This window comes from Lysobacter panacisoli (assembly GCF_009765165.1).
In the GTDB taxonomy this organism is placed as follows: Bacteria; Pseudomonadota; Gammaproteobacteria; order Xanthomonadales; family Xanthomonadaceae; genus Lysobacter_J; species Lysobacter_J panacisoli.
In genome coordinates, this window is record NZ_VLNU01000001.1 from 714237 (window position 1) to 730531 (window position 16295).

General features: G+C 65.2%; 13 protein-coding genes. All 13 read right to left on the reverse strand.

Annotation, left to right across the window (positions count from 1 at the left end; all coding sequences use genetic code 11):
* Nucleotides 1-4 precede the first annotated feature (4 nt).
* The 13 genes from FOF45_RS03540 to FOF45_RS03600 all read right to left on the reverse strand — a co-directional run bounded on the left by FOF45_RS03540 (nucleotide 5) and on the right by FOF45_RS03600 (nucleotide 16182).
* On the reverse strand, nucleotides 5-2509 hold the full coding sequence (locus FOF45_RS03540; protein ID WP_158982631.1) for a hypothetical protein: 2505 nt from the start codon (nucleotides 2507-2509) through the stop codon (nucleotides 5-7).
* Entirely contained in the window at nucleotides 2506-2790 is a 285-nt protein-coding gene (locus FOF45_RS03545) for a hypothetical protein (RefSeq protein ID WP_158982632.1), read from the reverse strand. Before FOF45_RS03545 ends, FOF45_RS03540 begins: the two co-directional genes overlap by 4 nt.
* A 283-nt stretch (nucleotides 2791-3073) precedes the next feature.
* Nucleotides 3074-3994: a class I SAM-dependent methyltransferase gene (locus FOF45_RS03550; RefSeq protein WP_158982633.1), complete on the reverse strand. Its 921-nt coding sequence runs from the start codon at nucleotides 3992-3994 to the stop codon at nucleotides 3074-3076.
* Nucleotides 3995-4129: 135 nt separating this feature from the next.
* The gene (locus FOF45_RS03555; RefSeq protein WP_233264037.1) at nucleotides 4130-5065 is read right to left on the reverse strand and encodes a methyltransferase domain-containing protein; all 936 of its coding nucleotides are present in this window, start codon (nucleotides 5063-5065) and stop codon (nucleotides 4130-4132) included.
* The gene (locus FOF45_RS03560) at nucleotides 4995-5627 is read right to left on the reverse strand and encodes a D-glycero-alpha-D-manno-heptose-1,7-bisphosphate 7-phosphatase (RefSeq protein ID WP_158982635.1); all 633 of its coding nucleotides are present in this window, start codon (nucleotides 5625-5627) and stop codon (nucleotides 4995-4997) included. Before FOF45_RS03560 ends, FOF45_RS03555 begins: the two co-directional genes overlap by 71 nt.
* A 2-nt stretch (nucleotides 5628-5629) precedes the next feature.
* Nucleotides 5630-6361, reverse strand: a complete 732-nt coding sequence (locus tag FOF45_RS03565; protein WP_325063842.1) for a sugar phosphate nucleotidyltransferase — start codon at nucleotides 6359-6361, stop codon at nucleotides 5630-5632.
* A complete protein-coding gene (locus tag FOF45_RS03570; RefSeq protein WP_325063843.1) occupies nucleotides 6325-6915 on the reverse strand; it encodes a D-sedoheptulose-7-phosphate isomerase in 591 nt (196 codons plus the stop codon). Before FOF45_RS03570 ends, FOF45_RS03565 begins: the two co-directional genes overlap by 37 nt.
* Complete coding sequence (locus FOF45_RS03575) at nucleotides 6900-7928, reverse strand: GHMP family kinase ATP-binding protein (RefSeq protein ID WP_158982637.1); 1029 nt, start codon at nucleotides 7926-7928, stop codon at nucleotides 6900-6902. Before FOF45_RS03575 ends, FOF45_RS03570 begins: the two co-directional genes overlap by 16 nt.
* A complete protein-coding gene (locus FOF45_RS03580; RefSeq protein WP_233264038.1) occupies nucleotides 7925-11221 on the reverse strand; it encodes a methyltransferase domain-containing protein in 3297 nt (1098 codons plus the stop codon). Before FOF45_RS03580 ends, FOF45_RS03575 begins: the two co-directional genes overlap by 4 nt.
* Nucleotides 11221-12627 (reverse strand): ABC transporter ATP-binding protein, encoded by a 1407-nt coding sequence (locus tag FOF45_RS03585; RefSeq protein WP_158982638.1) that lies wholly within the window; start codon nucleotides 12625-12627, stop codon nucleotides 11221-11223. Before FOF45_RS03585 ends, FOF45_RS03580 begins: the two co-directional genes overlap by 1 nt.
* The gene (locus FOF45_RS03590; RefSeq protein ID WP_158982639.1) at nucleotides 12617-13411 is read right to left on the reverse strand and encodes an ABC transporter permease; all 795 of its coding nucleotides are present in this window, start codon (nucleotides 13409-13411) and stop codon (nucleotides 12617-12619) included. Before FOF45_RS03590 ends, FOF45_RS03585 begins: the two co-directional genes overlap by 11 nt.
* A complete protein-coding gene (locus tag FOF45_RS03595) occupies nucleotides 13408-14613 on the reverse strand; it encodes a cystathionine gamma-synthase (RefSeq protein WP_158982640.1) in 1206 nt (401 codons plus the stop codon). Before FOF45_RS03595 ends, FOF45_RS03590 begins: the two co-directional genes overlap by 4 nt.
* 192 nt (nucleotides 14614-14805) lie before the next feature.
* Nucleotides 14806-16182 carry a pyridoxal-phosphate dependent enzyme gene (locus FOF45_RS03600; protein WP_158982641.1) on the reverse strand — a complete coding sequence of 459 codons (1377 nt, stop codon included), beginning with the start codon at nucleotides 16180-16182 and terminating at the stop codon, nucleotides 14806-14808.
* Nucleotides 16183-16295: the final 113 nt, after the last annotated feature.

Consider the following 16295-nt stretch of genomic DNA (forward strand, 5'->3'; position numbering starts at 1 on the left):
CCGGTCAGGGGCAAGGGGGCATGACGCTGACGCGTCCGATCTCCTTGCCCTGCACGCCGTCCCGGAATATGAACTCCACGCCCTTCATCACCCACGGGCCGGTTTCGGCCGTGCCACTGTTGCCGCCCGCTACCCACAGCTGAGCAACGTCTCCACCTGGCGCCATCACTTCGATGGCAACCGGTCCAGGCGCACCCTTCCACGTGACTTTCGCGACCTGGTTGCGACTGCCGTAGCAGACCAGCTCCTCATCGACGCTCACGACCGCCAGCCCCTTGCCGGCCAGTGGAGACCTCATCGCGGGCGCACGCCCATCGCCCGGCCTGCTGCCGCCCACGACCTGCCAGACGACATAGTGGTCGTCCTGGTACGCGAGCTCCAGGGTGCCGCGTTCCTTGTTGGCGGCGATGTCGCGTCCAACCCGCAACTCGACCTCGTTGCGCATGGGACGCTTGGGCACGATCACGTACTCGACTCCAGCGGTCAGCAGGTAGCGCCCGAATGCATCCGGGGATGCGATCAGCGAGGGATTCTGCCAATCGAACGATTCCAGCACCTCGTACTGGACGGGCAGGAACCATCCCGAGGGCAGGCGATCGCTCACGCCGAATACCTCGAGTCCCACGACATGGGTGCCCGGAGACATCCCGCTGAAGAACTTCGCGACACCCTGAAGATGGGCTTCGGCGATTTCCCGCTTTCCGCGCGCGGCGTACTCGAAAGGCAACCGGGTCATCACCGCGTCGAACGGGCGGGTGCCATACCCCCACGCACCGGTAATGAATGAGATTCCAAGCCCGCAGACGAAGAACGGGAGCAACGCAACTTCCAGGAAACGGCGCGGCTGATCGTGCAGTTTGTTCACCAGTACCACGCCCCAGAGCGTGAGGCAGGTGATGGGCACGATGAAATAGTTGCCATCGCCTCCCGCCAGCATGCGCAGGCCGAACATGGTCGCGAAGAACCCCGCACCCACGAACAGCAGCGGCCATGACGCGATGTCGGCGGTACGCCTACGCGAAGTCGCGCCGCCCAGCAGCAGGAATGCCAGCGGCAGGAAGATCCAGACGTTCCCGATCCAGGTGATGATCAGGTGCAGGAAACGCGCGGGGTCGAACAGGATGCCCCACATGCCATCGACCAGCGGCAGCCGCTGGATGTCGTCCTTCATTGCCAGCAGCAAGCCCGCTGGTGCGTCCGCACGGAGCCCCAGGGCCAGCTGCAGTTCGACGGCCACGTTGGGCGCCACCAGCAGCACACCGGAATTGTGGAACGTCCGTCCCAGGCTCGCAGCAATGAGGATGGCCGCAATGGCGAAGATCCAGAACCCCTTGCCCTTCAGACCTGCCAGACCGCCGTCGGTGCGCCACCGCGCGACGAGCGCGTAGCCGTAAAGCATGAGCAGGAGCGCCGCATAGGGCACGCTCGACAGTCGGCTCTGCGTTCCCAGGCCAATGGCTGCCAGACCGATCCAGAACCACTGCGAACCATTGCCGCGGCGATACTTGACGAGGCCCAGCACGCCCATCATCAGGAGCCATGCAGCGAACGCATCGCCCTTGGCCGTCATCGCGATGTTCGCAAGTGCGGGCATGGAACAGACCAGCGCCGTTCCGATCAGACGCAAGGTGGGGCTGACGCCGTATTCGCGCAGGATCGCCACCAGCGTGAACGCGATCAGCGACCAGCTCACTATGCCCAGGCCGAAGATCAACGAGACGCTGCCCAGCCCGGCGAAGGGCAACGCGAGCGCCTCGTACACCTTCGGGTAGTAATGGACGAGCCAGACCATCTCCTGCGACGCGAACAGGCTGCCATCGCCGACGAGGACTTTCTCGGACTGCAGGCCATACCAGGCGGAGTCGAAGTCCACCCACACGGAGGACTTGGCGAACAGCGCCATGAAGAAGGTCGCCAATCCCGCCACGATCCAGCGGTCGATCAGTCGCCGAGTAGGCATGAAGCGCCACACCAGTGTGACCAGGCGTGGCCCCCGATAGAACAGGAGCACGCCACCGAGGACGGCAATCGCGATCAACCTGATCGCGCCAACCGACCCCAGTCCCAGCGCCGAGCAGGTCCAGATGACGAGCGACCACACCACCAGGCCGAACATTCCGGCTACGAGAAGGGAGGTCGGACGCAGCGACTGCGGGCCCACGATCCGTTCCAGGGCCGTCCTTCCCAGCGCGAAGATCGCTTCCACATACAGGACCACCAGGGCGACGGACAGGTCGACGCCGTGTCGTCGGCCATACAACCAAGCCGCACCCAGCCCGAGCAGGAGTCCGTGGCGTCGATCAGGCAGCGAGAGCGCACCGAAGAGCAGCGCCCACAGCAGCAGCACTTCAAGCCCGCCCTGGCGGAACTCCAGCTGCTGGATGTGCCAGTCGAACGGCCCCTTGTCGACCAGCGAGTCCAGCGGTGCAAGAAGGAACCACACTGCAAGCAGCGCAGCCGCTGTCATGCCGACCAGCATCGGCCCCGAAATCCGCACTTTCGTCATCATCGCACCGCGGTCAATGTCCAGAGCGAGCCCATCAGGCCCACGCCCGGATTCCAAGGGAGGACCATGTCGACCTTGGTAAAGCCCGCGGCGCGCGTTGCCTCGAGCAGGTCCCAGCCGAAATGGTAATAGCAAAGGATGCCAGAACCCGCGGCCGGATCACCGTGGTACTCCGGCGGCTGCAGGTGCGTGACGGTGCCGTTGCTCGATACGGTCGCCCGGACCAGCGTCTCCGGAAACCCGGCAACGAATGGAGCCGTGAGCAGCGGACGTGGCGCTCGCACAAGCCGCACCATCCGTGCCACAGATCGTCGACCGCCAGCTTTGGCAGCGCCTGTTCGAACTGCCCGCGTCGATCATAGCGATCGCTGGCGGCCGCCATTTCCTGCCAGCGCGTGTAGCTGTCGAAGTGCTCGTCCGTCGTAGGCCCGATATCGTCGCTGCCCACGCACGCGTTCGCTTGTCCGTGTCGAGCCATGCCAACTCCTTGACGTTGCCCCGACCCTCGGCTTCGTTCAAGCCGGGGAAAGAAGTCCATCCCTCACGCGAGCCCGACCCGTTACGCGGTCAGGCCGTCCGGACGCAGGCCTCTGGCGAGAGACCACGCGAGTACTGCCGCTGCGGCGGTTCCGACAGCGTAAGCGCCGCGAACATGTGGGTCGGCTTGAGCCTGCCATCCGCGAAGCCAGCCTCGTCGAGCTGGTGGATGCGATCGATGAACGCACGATCCCACTCGGCATCAGCATTGAAATTGTGGCCGAACGCGCGGTCGATGAACGGGTCGATGACGTTGGCGAACCCAATGAACTTGTAGAACTCGAATCGCTCCAGCAAGGTCGGAAGGATGTCCTGCGCGCGGATCCCCTCGAAACCTTCGTCGGAACAGTCCCAGTTCTCGTATGTCTCTTCGTGCCGCGACAGGAGGCGGTTGTACCGGTACTCCGTCGGCATCTCCTGCCAGAAGCGTTGCACGTCATCCAGGGCTTCCGGCCAGCGCATGTGCCCGTTGCGACCGATGATGTCGCTGATGACGAACATCCCGGTGGGATGCAGGGCACGACGGACCTCGTCGAACAAGTCTTCCAGCGCCATGACGTGATGCAGGGACTGGGACGCCATGACACCGTCGTAGCGTCCGTCGGCGCGCCAGCGATTGAAGTCGCCTTCGACGAAGCCCACGTTGGACTGGACGCCTTCGGCCTTGGCCAGTTCGCGACCGCGCGCAAGCATGTGGGTATTGAGGTCCAGGCACTCGATCACGAAGCCGTCCAGCCCCTTCTGCCTCAGCAGCTTGGCCACCCGGACCTCGGTGTCGCAGTTGCCGGCGCCGATGCTGATGAATCGCGGCCGATCCGTACCGGTACGGACCGCGCTTTCATGAAGGTGGTTGGCAAACCACTCGTCCGGATGCCGAACGTCGAACTCCTCCACCATCGGCCGCAAGTAGGTGTGCGACCAGTAGTGGAAGATCGGCGGCAACGCATTCACGTCAGCCATGTCCTTGTATCGCGCATGTTCCTGCGCGAGTTTCGCGCGATACGCCGAAGTCCCCGCCATGCCGGAAGTCTTGCGCGCAGCGAGCAGATCGAAGATCGAACGAAGGGGATTCACCACTTTCTCCAGTCAGTAGGCCAGGGCGCTTTCACGGCCCAGAATGTACATGACCTCGCCCATCGCCGGATCCGTGAGGAGCTGGCGATTCTCGGCAGGCGCCGTCCAGATGCGATCGCGGACCGTTCCCGAGGTCTTGGGGCCGGGTTTCTCGACCACGAATGCCCAGGTCTTGCCGGGCACGGGATGCACGACGAAGCCTTCCTTCTCGAAGACTTTCCGTGCCGCGGTGACGGACCAGGAGGTGATGTGGCCGCGGCCGTAGGGATCGAGGTAGCCGGGGTCTTCCTTGCGGACGTATTCGGTCAGTCCTGTGTTGAACAGGAACAACGAACCGGGAACCGAACTGGCCGCGAGGGCCGAGGCGAGGTTGGCGGCCATCGCCGGGGTGAGGTGTTCGATCACCTCGATGCACACGCCGCACTCGAAAGGCATGCCGACATCGCGCAGGTCAGCACGCAGGTAATTCGGATGACTCGTGCAGTAACCGTCCGCGGGCGGGAACTTCTCGACACCGAAGAAGCGGTCGCGGTGCGACGGCAGGTAAGTCGACATCGCGTCCAGGAGGTAGCCCGGACCGGTGCCCACATCGATGAAGCGGTTGACCGGGATGCGGCAATACAGGATCGCTTCCGCCGCGCGGGCGAGCGACGACCCGAACGAACGCTCACGGGCCGATGCCAGTTCGTTCTGCCAGTACTCGGCGTCGTAGCGGCGCAGCGGTTCGCCTGCGTCGACGCTGCGAAGGAGTTCAGGGTCGGCGAAGATGAAGTCGCACGAGGAGCACGAGAAGTAATCCACGCCTTGAATTTCCCCGTGACGCGACGGAGTCGCGCCGCACAGAGGGCAATTCGCCGACGCTTTCGCTCGCGCCCGCTTAAATCCGAACATCCGTTGCTCCCTTAGGTGATGCAAAGTACTTCCGCAAAATGTGTTCCGCTTCGCCAAGCGAGCGCACCGTGCCCGGCGCCGGGTCACCGTCGCCTTCCAACAGCAGGTTCAATCCCACGCCTGCCGAGCGTCCCGCCTGCACGTCCCAGCTTTTGTCGCCGAGGAGCGCGGATTCGCCCAGGGCGATGCCGTACCGCCGCGCCGCCTCAAGGATCATACCCGGCGCTGGTTTCCGGCATTCGCACGTCCGTGCCTGGGGATCGACGGCGTCCGGATGGTGCGGGCAGTAGCAGGTCGCATGCAGGGCGGCGCCTCGCGCCTTGAATTCCCCATGTACCCAGCGGGTGTATGCCAGGAACTGCTGGTCGTCGTAATAGCCCCGCGCGATGCCTGCCTGGTTCGTCACCACCACGACCAGGCATCCCGCGTCGATCGCCATGCGCGACAGTTCGAAGATGCCGGGCATCCACTGTGTGTCCTCGCCGCGATGCACGTAACCGTGGTCGACGTTGATGATGCCGTCCCGGTCGAGGAACAACGCGCGACGCGGCGCGGCCAGTTCCTGCAGTACGCGGGGCGTGATGTCGTCCTCGAAGACGCCGCAGCCGGGTACGCTCACGTTCACCCCGCCACGACGGTCTGCGCGCGCGCGTAATCTTCCGGCACGCCGATGTCGATGAAGTCGCGGGTATCGGTGAAGGCGGCGACCTGTCCTTCCAGCGCCCACGGCAGCAGTACCCGTTCCTCGAACGAATACGACTCGTCGGCCGGAAGCCTTGAAAGACCCTCGCCAGTGATGAAGTAGCTGCCGGCGTTGATCAGACCCTCCCCCTGCCCGCCCTTCTCGCGGAACGCGCTCACCTTTCCGTCGCTGACTTCCACCGCTCCATAGCGGCCGACGTCATCCACGCGAGCGAGTGCGATGCCCATGCGCGCATCGGCGCGACGGGTAGCGGCTTCGAGCCCGGCAGGTGCGTAGCGCAGGAAGGTGTCCCCATTCGCCAGGTGCACACCGCCGTCGCCCAGCACATGGCCGGCAGCCTGGCGGATCGCACCGCCGGTGCCCAGCGGCTCTTCTTCGTGCGAGTACACGATCTCCATGCCGGACCAGCGAGAGCCTATCGCCGAACGGATCTGCTCGGCGCGGAAGCCGGTCGCCAGGATCGCGCGGCGCATGCCGGCGGCGGCGTAGGCATCCAGCTGGTAGGCAAGGAACGGCCTCGACCGGATCGGGGCCAGCGGCTTGGGCAGGTCCGCGACCACGGCGCGCAAGCGCGTGCCCATGCCCCCGACGAGGAGGATGACCTCGTCCGCCGTCACTTCGGGAAAACCTCGGACTCGATCAGCGCGCACAGCAGGTGGCCGATGAACTCGTGCCCTTCCTGGATGCGCGGGGTTTCGGTCGACGGCACGCGGAAGCAGACTTCGCAGCGGTCGACCATGTCTCCGCCGGTCGCCCCGGTAAAGCCGATGACGCGCACGCCCTTCTCCTCGCACGCGTCGAGCGCGCGCAGGATGTTCTTCGAGCGGCCGGAGGTGGAGATGGCGACGAACACGTCGCCCTTCTGCCCCAGCGCTTCGATCTGGCGCGCGAAGGTGTAGTCGTAGCCGTAATCGTTGCCGATCGCGGTGAGGATCGACGTGTCGGTCGTGAGCGCGATCGCTGGCAGGCCCGGACGGTCGTAGTAGAAGCGACTGACCAGCTCGCCGGCCCAGTGCTGCGCGTCGGCGGCGCTGCCGCCATTGCCTGCGAAGAGGATCTTCCTGCCCTCGCGCAGCGCGCCGACGCAGATCGCCACGGCCTGGCCGATCTGCTCGCGCAGACCGTCGTCGGCAGCCATGCGCTGGAAATTGTCGAGCGACTTGCCGAACTCGGCGCGAATGAAGTCGTTTATCCGAGTTTCCATGCGGAAGCTCCGTTCGAAGTGAAATGAGTGTCGTACACGGTGCCACCGGCGCCGCCCAGAGCGCGCACCAGTCCCACGCGCTGCGCGGGATCGCACAGGAACATCATGAAGCCGCCACCGCCCGCGCCCGACACCTTGGTCGCGTGCGCACCGTTGCGGAAAGCCAGCGCTTCGATCTCGTCGATCATGGGATTGGTGATGCTGGAGGCACTCTGCTTCTTGGCCTGCCAGCCCGACTGCATGACCGAAGCCAGGCGCAGGAAATCGCCGCGCAGCAGCGCTTCCTTCATCTGCGTGGCCTCCTGCTTGAGGCGGTGCATGGCGTCGAGCGAGTCGCTGCGTCCATCGCGGATATTGCGCGACTGTTCGTCGATGATCTTCGCCGAGGCGCGGGACACGCCGGTGAAGTACAGCACCAGGCTGGATTCCAGCTCCGACCAGATCCATTCCTTGATGCGAAGCGGATTCACCACGACGCGGTCGTTGTCGTAGAACTCCATGAAATTGAAGCCGCCGAATGCCGCCGCGTACTGGTCCTGCTTGCCGCCGGCCAGCCCCAGGTCGTTGCGTTCGATGCGGTACGCGAGCTGCGCGATCTCGTACTCGCCCAGCGCCAGCCCGAAGTACTCCGCGAACACCGTCACGAGTGCGACCACCATCGTCGATGAGGAGCCCAGGCCCGAACCGGGGGGCGCATCGGAGCTGGTGCGCACGCGCAGCGGCGGCGCGCGACCACCCAGGTAATCCTGCACGACGCGGCGATACACACCCTTCATCAACTGCAGCGGACCGGGCGCGATATCCACGCCGTCCGGCGCCATCGTCTGGCTGGCGTCCGCGTCCATCGCGAAGAACTCGGCCTGGCCGCTGGGCGACGGATCGAGTGTGGCGTATGCGTACTTGTCGATGGTCACGTTCATGACGTAACCGCCGTGCAGGTCGCAGAACGGCGAGACGTCGGTGCCGCCACCGGCAAGGCCGAGGCGCAGGGGCGCGCGTGCACGCACGATCATGGGCGGTTTCCTTCTGCCAGACCGAGGGAATCCAGCAATGTCTTCGCCATTGCGCCGCGGGAGAACGACCCCTCCGCGTAGTCCGCGCCCGCACGTGCCAGCTCCAGCCAGCGCGCGTCGTCGAGCAGCAGCGAGACGATCGCGCTGGCAAGCGGCGCCGGGGTGTCGTGTATCTCGCACACCCGGTCGACACCGGGCAACCCCTGCGCTCCCACCGAAGTGGTGACCAGCGGAAGTCCCTGCTGCAATGCTTCGACCACCTTGCTCTTGACCCCGGCGCCGAAGCGCAGCGGCACGACGGCCACTCGCGCACCGCGATAGCGGCGCATCAGCTCGGCATCATCGACGTAGCCGGTGACCTCGACCTGTGCGCTCGCCAGTGCCTTCACTTCGTCGGTCGGGTTGGAACCCACGAGCGCGAGTCGTACGGACGGATGATGTTCCCATACCAGCGGCATGACTTCGCCGACCAGCCATTTCGCCGCGTCGACATTGGGCGGATGACCGAAGCCGGCCACGAAGAGCAGATCGCGGCGGCCATCGGTGCTGGTTGGCACGACGAATTCACCGAATGCATACGGCGTGATCGCGCGCGCGTCGATGCCCGGTTCCAGGCTACGCGCATCGTCGGCTTCGCACTGCGACGGATACAGGACGACATCCGCCTTGCGCCACAGCGCGCGCTCCAACTTCTCGACGCGCGCGGCCTCCGCATCGTTGCTTTCGCCGTCCGCCCCGGACATGCGCCTTTCCAGCTGCATGCGCCGGAAGTGCAGGTCATGCCCGTAGTACACCACGCGCGCACGGGTCTTTTCCCGCACCACGCCGAGGAACTTCTCGGCCACGTGTGGACGCGACAGCAGCACTGCATCGAGATCCTGGCCTATTTCGCCGAGGTAGTCCTCGAAGTTGCCGATCCACTGCGCGCCGTAGACGACCTCGACGCCCTTCTTCTGCAGGGCCTGCGTGTAGCTGGCGTCGTAATGCAGATTGTCGGGCCACAGTTTCACGACGCAGCCTGCCTCGAGCAGGCGGTCGATGAAGGCGACCATCGTGCGCGAGCCGGCATCTCGGTCCGGCTGCGGCACGTAGTGATCGACCACCAGCACCACCGGCCGGTCGAAGGCACGATCGCGCGCGCGCACGACGTGCTCGCCGTTGGCGAAATGGCGCGACAGCTCCTGGCCCCAACGCTGCGCGAACTTGCCTTGGTTGATCGGCTGGTAGGCCTTCACGCCGCTGGCGGTGTCCGTGCCGTGCGAAACGCCTTCGTGGTGGACCACCTGCGCGAACGGCGTGTAGTAGGTCTCGCGCCCGCTCGCACGCACCTTGAACGCCAGGTCCGAATCCTCGCAATACGCGGGAACATAAAGCGGGTCGAAGCCGCCGAACTCGCGGAAGAGCCCGGTCGGCAGCAGCAGGCACGCTCCGGAGCAGTAGTCCACGCGACGCACGTAATTGAACTGCGGCGCGTCGGGATCCTGCAGGCGCCCGTAGTTCCATGCCGACGCGTCCTTCCACAGGATGCCACCGGCTTCCTGCAGGCGCCCGTCGGGGTACACCAGCTTCGCGCCGACCATGCCCGCGTCGGAATGCTGGTCGAACACCTCCAGAATCGCATCCATCCAACCCGACGCCACTTCGGTGTCGTTGTTGAGGAAGCACAGGTAGCGACCTCGCGCCAGTTCGGCCGCACGATTGCACGAGCGGATGAAGCCGAGGTTTTCAGGCCACACGTGGTAACGGAGGCCGGGGATCTGCTTGAGTTCGTGGATGCGCTGGTCGCCCGAGGCGTCCTCGGCGACGATGACCTCGTACGGAACCGTGGTATGGGCAGCGATCGACTTCAGACACGCCAACGTGTGTTCGAGCTGGCCATAGGTCGGAATGACGATGGAGACCAGCGGCTGCGCGGGCTCCTCGAACGCCAGCATTTCCAGCACGGGCTGGGGATCGCGCATGATCTCGTCCAGGCTCGTCTGGATCGGCGTCCTGTGCTGGGAGCGCTTCATCAGGAAACGCCTGACGGGATCCCGCAGCGGTTGCAGATACGGGCTGTCGGCGAGACCGGACTTGCGCAGGGCCTCCGCCACGCCGCGCCAGTCGCCTCGCGCGAGGCGTGCGGCGAAGCGCAGCGGCTTGGTGATGCGCCACGAGTGGGACTGGGTCATCAGCGAAATCGTGGCTTCCAGTTCGGACACACGCGAATTCAACTTCTGTTCGCGATTGCGTTCGTACTTGGCCACCGTACTGCCATTGGCCAGCATGCGCGTCAGCTTCGCCGCGCGCTTGGCCAGTTCGACATGCTGCTGGCTCAGCACCAGATAGCGCTGTTTGGCGCGGTCGGCGTCGAGAGTGAGATCGCGTATCTGTTCGTCGCGATAGGCGCTGCCCGCCATCGCGTCCTCAAGCTGGCTCCGCAGCGCCTGCCCTTCCTTGTCTAGGCTCACCGCCCACACGGAGCGCTCGTCGAACTCGCGATGCAGCGATTGGTACTTGCGACGCAGGTCCTCGAGTTCCTTGTCCAGCCCGACGGCCCAGCGCGCGATGCCCTCGTGCTGCGCGGACAGATCGACGCGATCGTCGGAGAACACCGACGCGGGCATCCTTGCGATCGACTGCTCCGACTGTGCGCACACCGCCAGGAAATACACCGCATCCCCGCCCGCGGCGGTGCGGTACTCCACATCGCCCTCCCCGACAGCGCACGCCTGGTAGTCGTCGCGCGATCCATCCAGGGGCAGTACGGCGGAGGCGGAAAGGATCCGCTGCCCGTAGTAGCTGACTGCAGGGAAGTAGCGATGCAGCAGGTCGTCCAGCTCATCGAAGTAGAGTTCCTTGACGTGGAACTCATTGACGAAATTGCGGCGATCGGAATAGATCGCCTTGTTCGGCGATGAAATGATCAGGACGCCATCGGGCTTCAGCACGCGGCGGATCTGCGCGAGCATCTCGTCCTGTTCGTGCAGATGTTCCAGCGTCTCGAAGGACACCACGGCGTCGAAGCTAGCGTCCTCGAACGGCAGCGCGGTCGCGCTCGCCTGCTCGAACGACAGGTTTCCGATGTCGCCGTACGCGGCCCGCGCATGCGCCACCGCCTCGCCGGAAATATCGACGCCCACGACCTGCGCTGCGCTGCGTGCCAGCAGCGCGGAGCCATAGCCTTCGCCACACGCGACGTCGAGGACCTTGAGGCCCTTCAATACCGGACTGCACCATCCGTAACGGTGCCAATGTTCCATGCTCAGCTCGCCCACTTCGGTGGGCAGGAAGCGTTCGCCGGTGAAGTCCATCAGACACCCCCTTCGTTGGCGACCGCGATCTCCAGCATGGGCAAGCCCATGAGGCCGAAGCTGATCGTGTCGTCCAGCGCCCGGAACTCGAGCGCATCGTGAATCCAGTGCTGCTGGGTATGCTCAAGCTGACTGCCGGATGCGACAGCCACGTCGATCATGTAGGAGCCCGCCGGAAGGATCGGCATACGGAAGCGGAACCGGCTCTTCAGCACCTCGCCTGCCCGCCCCTTCGGGGGATTCTTCACGTACGCCAGGTACGTGTTGTCGCCGAACAGGCGCTGGCCGAGACGATCCTTGACGTAGAAGCCCACGATGACCTGGTCCAGCGCGTTGCGCAGGCGAACCCTGATCGACAGGTCCACGACCTCGCCGCCATCGAGCACATGCAGCATGCGTCCATCCGTGGCGCGCAACTCCACGCCTTCGATGACCGCCTGCTGCACTCCGAACTGCGCACCGACACTATCGGGATCGAACTGGAAGATCTGCATGCGCGGAAGCGCATGGGCTTCGCGCAGCGCATCCTCGCGGAAGTCGGGCAGGCTCGCCGCGTGCGCACTTTCTTCCTGCTTGCTGGATCGCTTCGCGGCCACGACGACGAACTCCTGCTCGCCGGACTGCGCGCGCTCGGCGATGTGTTGCTCGGCCATGTAACGCTCGACCACGTCCTGCGCGTCCGCGACCATGCGCGGCCGGCCGTTCTCAAGCCACAGCGCCCGGGCGCACAGGTTGGTCACCGCAGCTGCGTCGTGGCTCACGAACAGCAGCGTGCCGCGCTTCTGGAAGTCGCGCAGGAATCGCATGCACTTCTGCGAGAAGAATGCGTCGCCGACCGCGAGCGCCTCGTCGACGATCAGGACGTCGGCATCGACGTGCGCGATCACCGCGAAAGCGAGGCGGACGACCATGCCGCTGGAATAGCTGCGCACCGGCTGGTCGATGAACTCGCCGATGTCGGCGAACGCGAGGATGTCGGCGATGCGCGCGTCGATCTGCTGGCGCGAAAGGCCGAGGATCGTGGCATTCAGGTAGACGTTCTCGCGACCGGTGAATTCCGGATTGAAGCCGCTGCCCAGTTCGAGCAGCGCCGCGACACGGCCGTGGACCTGAATTTCGCCCTCGGTCGGCGTCAGCGTGCCGGCGATCATCTGCAACAGCGTCGATTTGCCCGATCCGTTGCGACCGATGATGCCGACGGTCTCTCCGCGACGGACTTCCAGGTCGATGCCGCGTAGCGCCCAGAATTCGCGGAAGAACGACTTGCGCTTGCCGAGCAGTCCCTGCCACAGGCGGTGTGCCGGACTGTCGTACATGCGGTACGACTTGCCGACGCCGCGGACTGAAATGACGACGCGGTCGTCGCCGTCCTCCGGCATCTGGTGGGTTGCGGGTTCAGAGGACATCGGCAAATCCACGGCGCATTCTCTGGAACAGGCTATGACCGGCGAACGCGACGACCAGCGCCACGGCGCTGTAGAGCGCGAGCCCCAGCCAATCGGGCAGGCGGCCCCAGATGACCACTTCGCGGGCCTGGTTGATGATGAACGTGAGCGGGTTCATCAGAAACACCCAGCGGTACTTCTCGGGAATCGAGTCCAGCGGAATGATCGCCGACGACAGGAACAGCATCGCCGTCGCGACCACGCCCATGACCTGGTTGATGTCGCGCAGGAAGACGCCAAGCGCGGACACGAACCAGCCGATGCCTACGGTCAGCACGATCAGCGGCAGCACGACCAGCGGCAACAACAGGCTGGTTGCATGGATCTGCCCCTTGAACGCCAGCTGCAACGCCAGCAGCACGACGGTATTCATGGCCAGGTGGAACAGCGCCGACAGCGTCATGCTCCAGACCAGGATGTCCAGCGGGAAGACCACGCGCTTGACGTAGTTCGTGTTGGCGACGATCAGCTGCGGCGATCGCGTCAGGCATTCGGCGAAGAATCCATGAATGGTCAGGCCCGCGAACAGGATCAGCGCGAACTCACCCGTCGATCCGCTCGTCCCCGGCCATCGGCTCTTCATGACGAAGCCGAAGGCCAGCGTATAGACGAGCAGCATCAGGAACGGACTGATCAACGACCACAGCAGACCGAAGCTGGCACCGCGATAACGACCCAGAATCTCGCGACGGGTGAGCTCGTAGACCAGCGATCGGTTCTTGCCTACTACCGAGAGGATACTCATCGCGTACCGTCGGGCTCCGATCCGGATTCCAGCGCGTGGTCGAGATCAGCCTTGAGGTCCGCAAGATCCTCGATGCCCACGCTCAACCTGACCAGGTTGCCCGTGATGCCGAGCTGCGCACGCCGCTCCTCCGGCACCGACGCATGGGTCATGATCGCGGGGTGGTTGATCAGGCTCTCGACGCCGCCGAGCGATTCGGCGGTGGTGAAGTAGTGGCAGCGCTCCATCATCCGGCGCGCGGCGGCTTCGCCGCCCTTGACGTAGATGCTGACCATGCCGCCGAAACCGTGCATCTGGCGCTTGGCCAGTTCGTGCTGCGGATGCGAGGTCAGACCCGGATACAGCACCTTCTCGATCGCCGGATGCGTCTGCAGCCATTCGGCGAGTGCCTGCGCGTTCTCGCAGTGCGCCTTCATGCGCAGGTGCAGCGTCTTCAGGCCGCGAAGGGCGAGGAAGCTGTCGAACGGCCCCTGCACGCCGCCGATGGCGTTCTGCAGGAAGGCCATGCGGTCGGCGATCTCGGCGTCGTCGCCAACCACCGCCATGCCGCCGACGATGTCGGAGTGGCCGTTGAGGTACTTGGTCGCCGAGTGCATGACGATGTGCGCGCCCAGTTCGAGCGGGCGCTGCAGGATCGGCGAGCTGAAGGTGTTGTCGACCACGACGATCAGCCCGCGCTTGCGCGCGATGGCGGCGATCTGGGCGATGTCGACGAGCTTGAGCAGCGGGTTGGTCGGGGTTTCGATCCAGACCATCTTCGTTTCGGGGCGGATCGCCGCCTCGAAGGCCGCCGCGTCGCTGAGGTCGACCCAGCTGAAGTCCAGCCCGGCGGAACGGCGGCGGACGCGCTCGAACAGGCGGTAGGTGCCGCCGTAGACGTCGTCCATCGCGATGACGTGGCTGCCGGAGTCCAGCAGCTCCAGGATGGTCGAGGTGGCCGCCAGACCCGAGGCGAACGCGAAACCGCGGGTACCGCCTTCCAGGCCGGCCACGCAGCGCTCGTAGGCGAAGCGGGTCGGGTTGTGGCTGCGCGAATACTCGAACCCCTGGTGCACGCCTGGGCTGCTCTGGGCGTAGGTCGAGGTCGCGTAGATCGGCGTCATGACCGCACCCGTGCTCGGGTCCGGCGATTGTCCGGCGTGGATCGCGAGAGTTCCCAGACCGGGCTTCTTCGCCCCGCCGTCGGCGTGATTTTCAGTCATTGCGTCCTTCCGTTTCGCCTGCGTGTTCCGCCTGCATGGCGGCCGCCGATTCTAGCACCGCACCATGCCGCGGCCGGGTCGCCGCGGGCCTGAAAACAAAGCGTTCCGAGCCGCACCGAACGCGACCTGAACACCATGACCGGCAGGGCCCGGAACGGTCCGCTCCGACGCCCCGCACTGGTCGCCGGCGCGCTACTGCACGCGGCGGCGCAGGTAGTTCAGCAGGTCGATGCGGGTGATCAGTCCCAGGAACTTCTCGCCGGCCATCACGATGGCGACATGGCCCCGGTCGAACACCGGCAGCAGCGCCTCGATCGGCGAGCTGACGTCGATCTTGTCGAGCTTGCTCACCATCGCGGTCGAGACCGGATCGCGGAAGCGGCTCTCGTCGCCGTAGACATGCAGCAGGACGTCGCTTTCGTCGACGATGCCGACGATGTTGTCGCCGTCCATCACCGGCAGCTGCGAGACGTCGTACAGCTTCATGCGCTGGTAGGCGGTGACGAGCAGGTCGTTCGGGCCGACGACCACCGTGTCGCGCTGCGAGAACGGACGCAGGATCAGGTCGCGCAGGTCGCCACTGGACTGGCGTGCGAGGAAGCCGTTGTCGAGCATCCAGAAATCGTTGTACATCTTCGACAGGTACTTGTTGCCTGTGTCGGGCACCAGCGTCAGCACCTTCTTCGGCGTGGTCTGCTCGCGGCAGTACTTGAGCGCGGCGGCCAGCAGCGTGCCGGTCGAGGAACCGCCGAGGATGCCTTCCTTCTCAAGCAGCTCGCGCGCGGTGAGAAAGCTTTCCTTGTCGGTGACGGCGTAGGCCTTCTTGACGCGGGTGAAGTCGGAAATCGGCGGCAGGAAATCCTCGCCGATGCCTTCCACCATCCAGCTCGCGGACTTCTCGCTGATCGTGCCGCGGTTGATGTATTCCTCGAGGATCGAACCAACCGGGTCGGCGAGGATCAGCTCGGTGTGCGGCGAGTGCTTCTCGAAGCAGCGCGACAGGCCGGTCATCGTGCCGGAGCTGCCGCAGCCGAACACGATCGCGTCGACACCACCGACTTCGGCCATCTGCTCGAGGATTTCCGGACCCGTTCCGAACTCGTGCGCGGCCGGGTTGTCGGGGTTGCCGAACTGGTTGATGAAGTACGCGCCGGGCGTTTCGCGGGCGAGGCGTTCGGCCAGGTCCTGGTAGTAATCCGGGTGGCCCTTGGCGACATCCGAACGCGTCAGCACGACCTGCGCGCCCATCGCCTTGAGGTTGAAGATCTTCTCGCGGCTCATCTTGTCCGGCACGACGAGGATCAGCTTGTAGCCCTTCTGCTGCGCGACCAGCGCCAGGCCGATGCCGGTGTTGCCGGCGGTGCCTTCGACCAGCGTGTCGCCGGGCTGGATCTTCCCGGCCTTCTCGGCCGCTTCGATCATCGACAGGCCGATGCGGTCCTTGATGGACCCGCCCGGGTTCTGGGCTTCCAGCTTGAGGTAGAGCTCGCAGACGCCGGTGTCCAGGCGCTGGGCCTTGATGATCGGCGTGGCGCCGATCAGTTCGAGTACGGATTGATGGATGCTCATCCGGCCAGTGTAAGAGCCAAGGATGAGGCGCGGAAATAGGGGTTCGCGGAGGAATTCAGGATCCGCGGCAGGACGCCGGGGCCTTCGCACCGGGGCGGCTGCTGGGCGCAGCC

Bases quoted from the DNA above. Each gene is read 5' to 3' on its own strand.
- FOF45_RS03540 (WP_158982631.1), bottom strand. From the start codon at position 2,509: ATGATGACGAAAGTGCGGATTTCGGGGCCGATGCTGGTCGGCATGACA.
- FOF45_RS03570 (WP_325063843.1), bottom strand. From the start codon at position 6,915: ATGGAAACTCGGATAAACGACTTCATTCGCGCCGAGTTCGGCAAGTCG.
- FOF45_RS03575 (WP_158982637.1), bottom strand. From the start codon at position 7,928: ATGATCGTGCGTGCACGCGCGCCCCTGCGCCTCGGCCTTGCCGGTGGC.
- FOF45_RS03580 (WP_233264038.1), bottom strand. From the start codon at position 11,221: ATGGACTTCACCGGCGAACGCTTCCTGCCCACCGAAGTGGGCGAGCTG.
- FOF45_RS03585 (WP_158982638.1), bottom strand. From the start codon at position 12,627: ATGTCCTCTGAACCCGCAACCCACCAGATGCCGGAGGACGGCGACGAC.
- FOF45_RS03590 (WP_158982639.1), bottom strand. From the start codon at position 13,411: ATGAGTATCCTCTCGGTAGTAGGCAAGAACCGATCGCTGGTCTACGAG.
- FOF45_RS03595 (WP_158982640.1), bottom strand. From the start codon at position 14,613: ATGACTGAAAATCACGCCGACGGCGGGGCGAAGAAGCCCGGTCTGGGA.
- FOF45_RS03600 (WP_158982641.1), bottom strand. From the start codon at position 16,182: ATGAGCATCCATCAATCCGTACTCGAACTGATCGGCGCCACGCCGATC.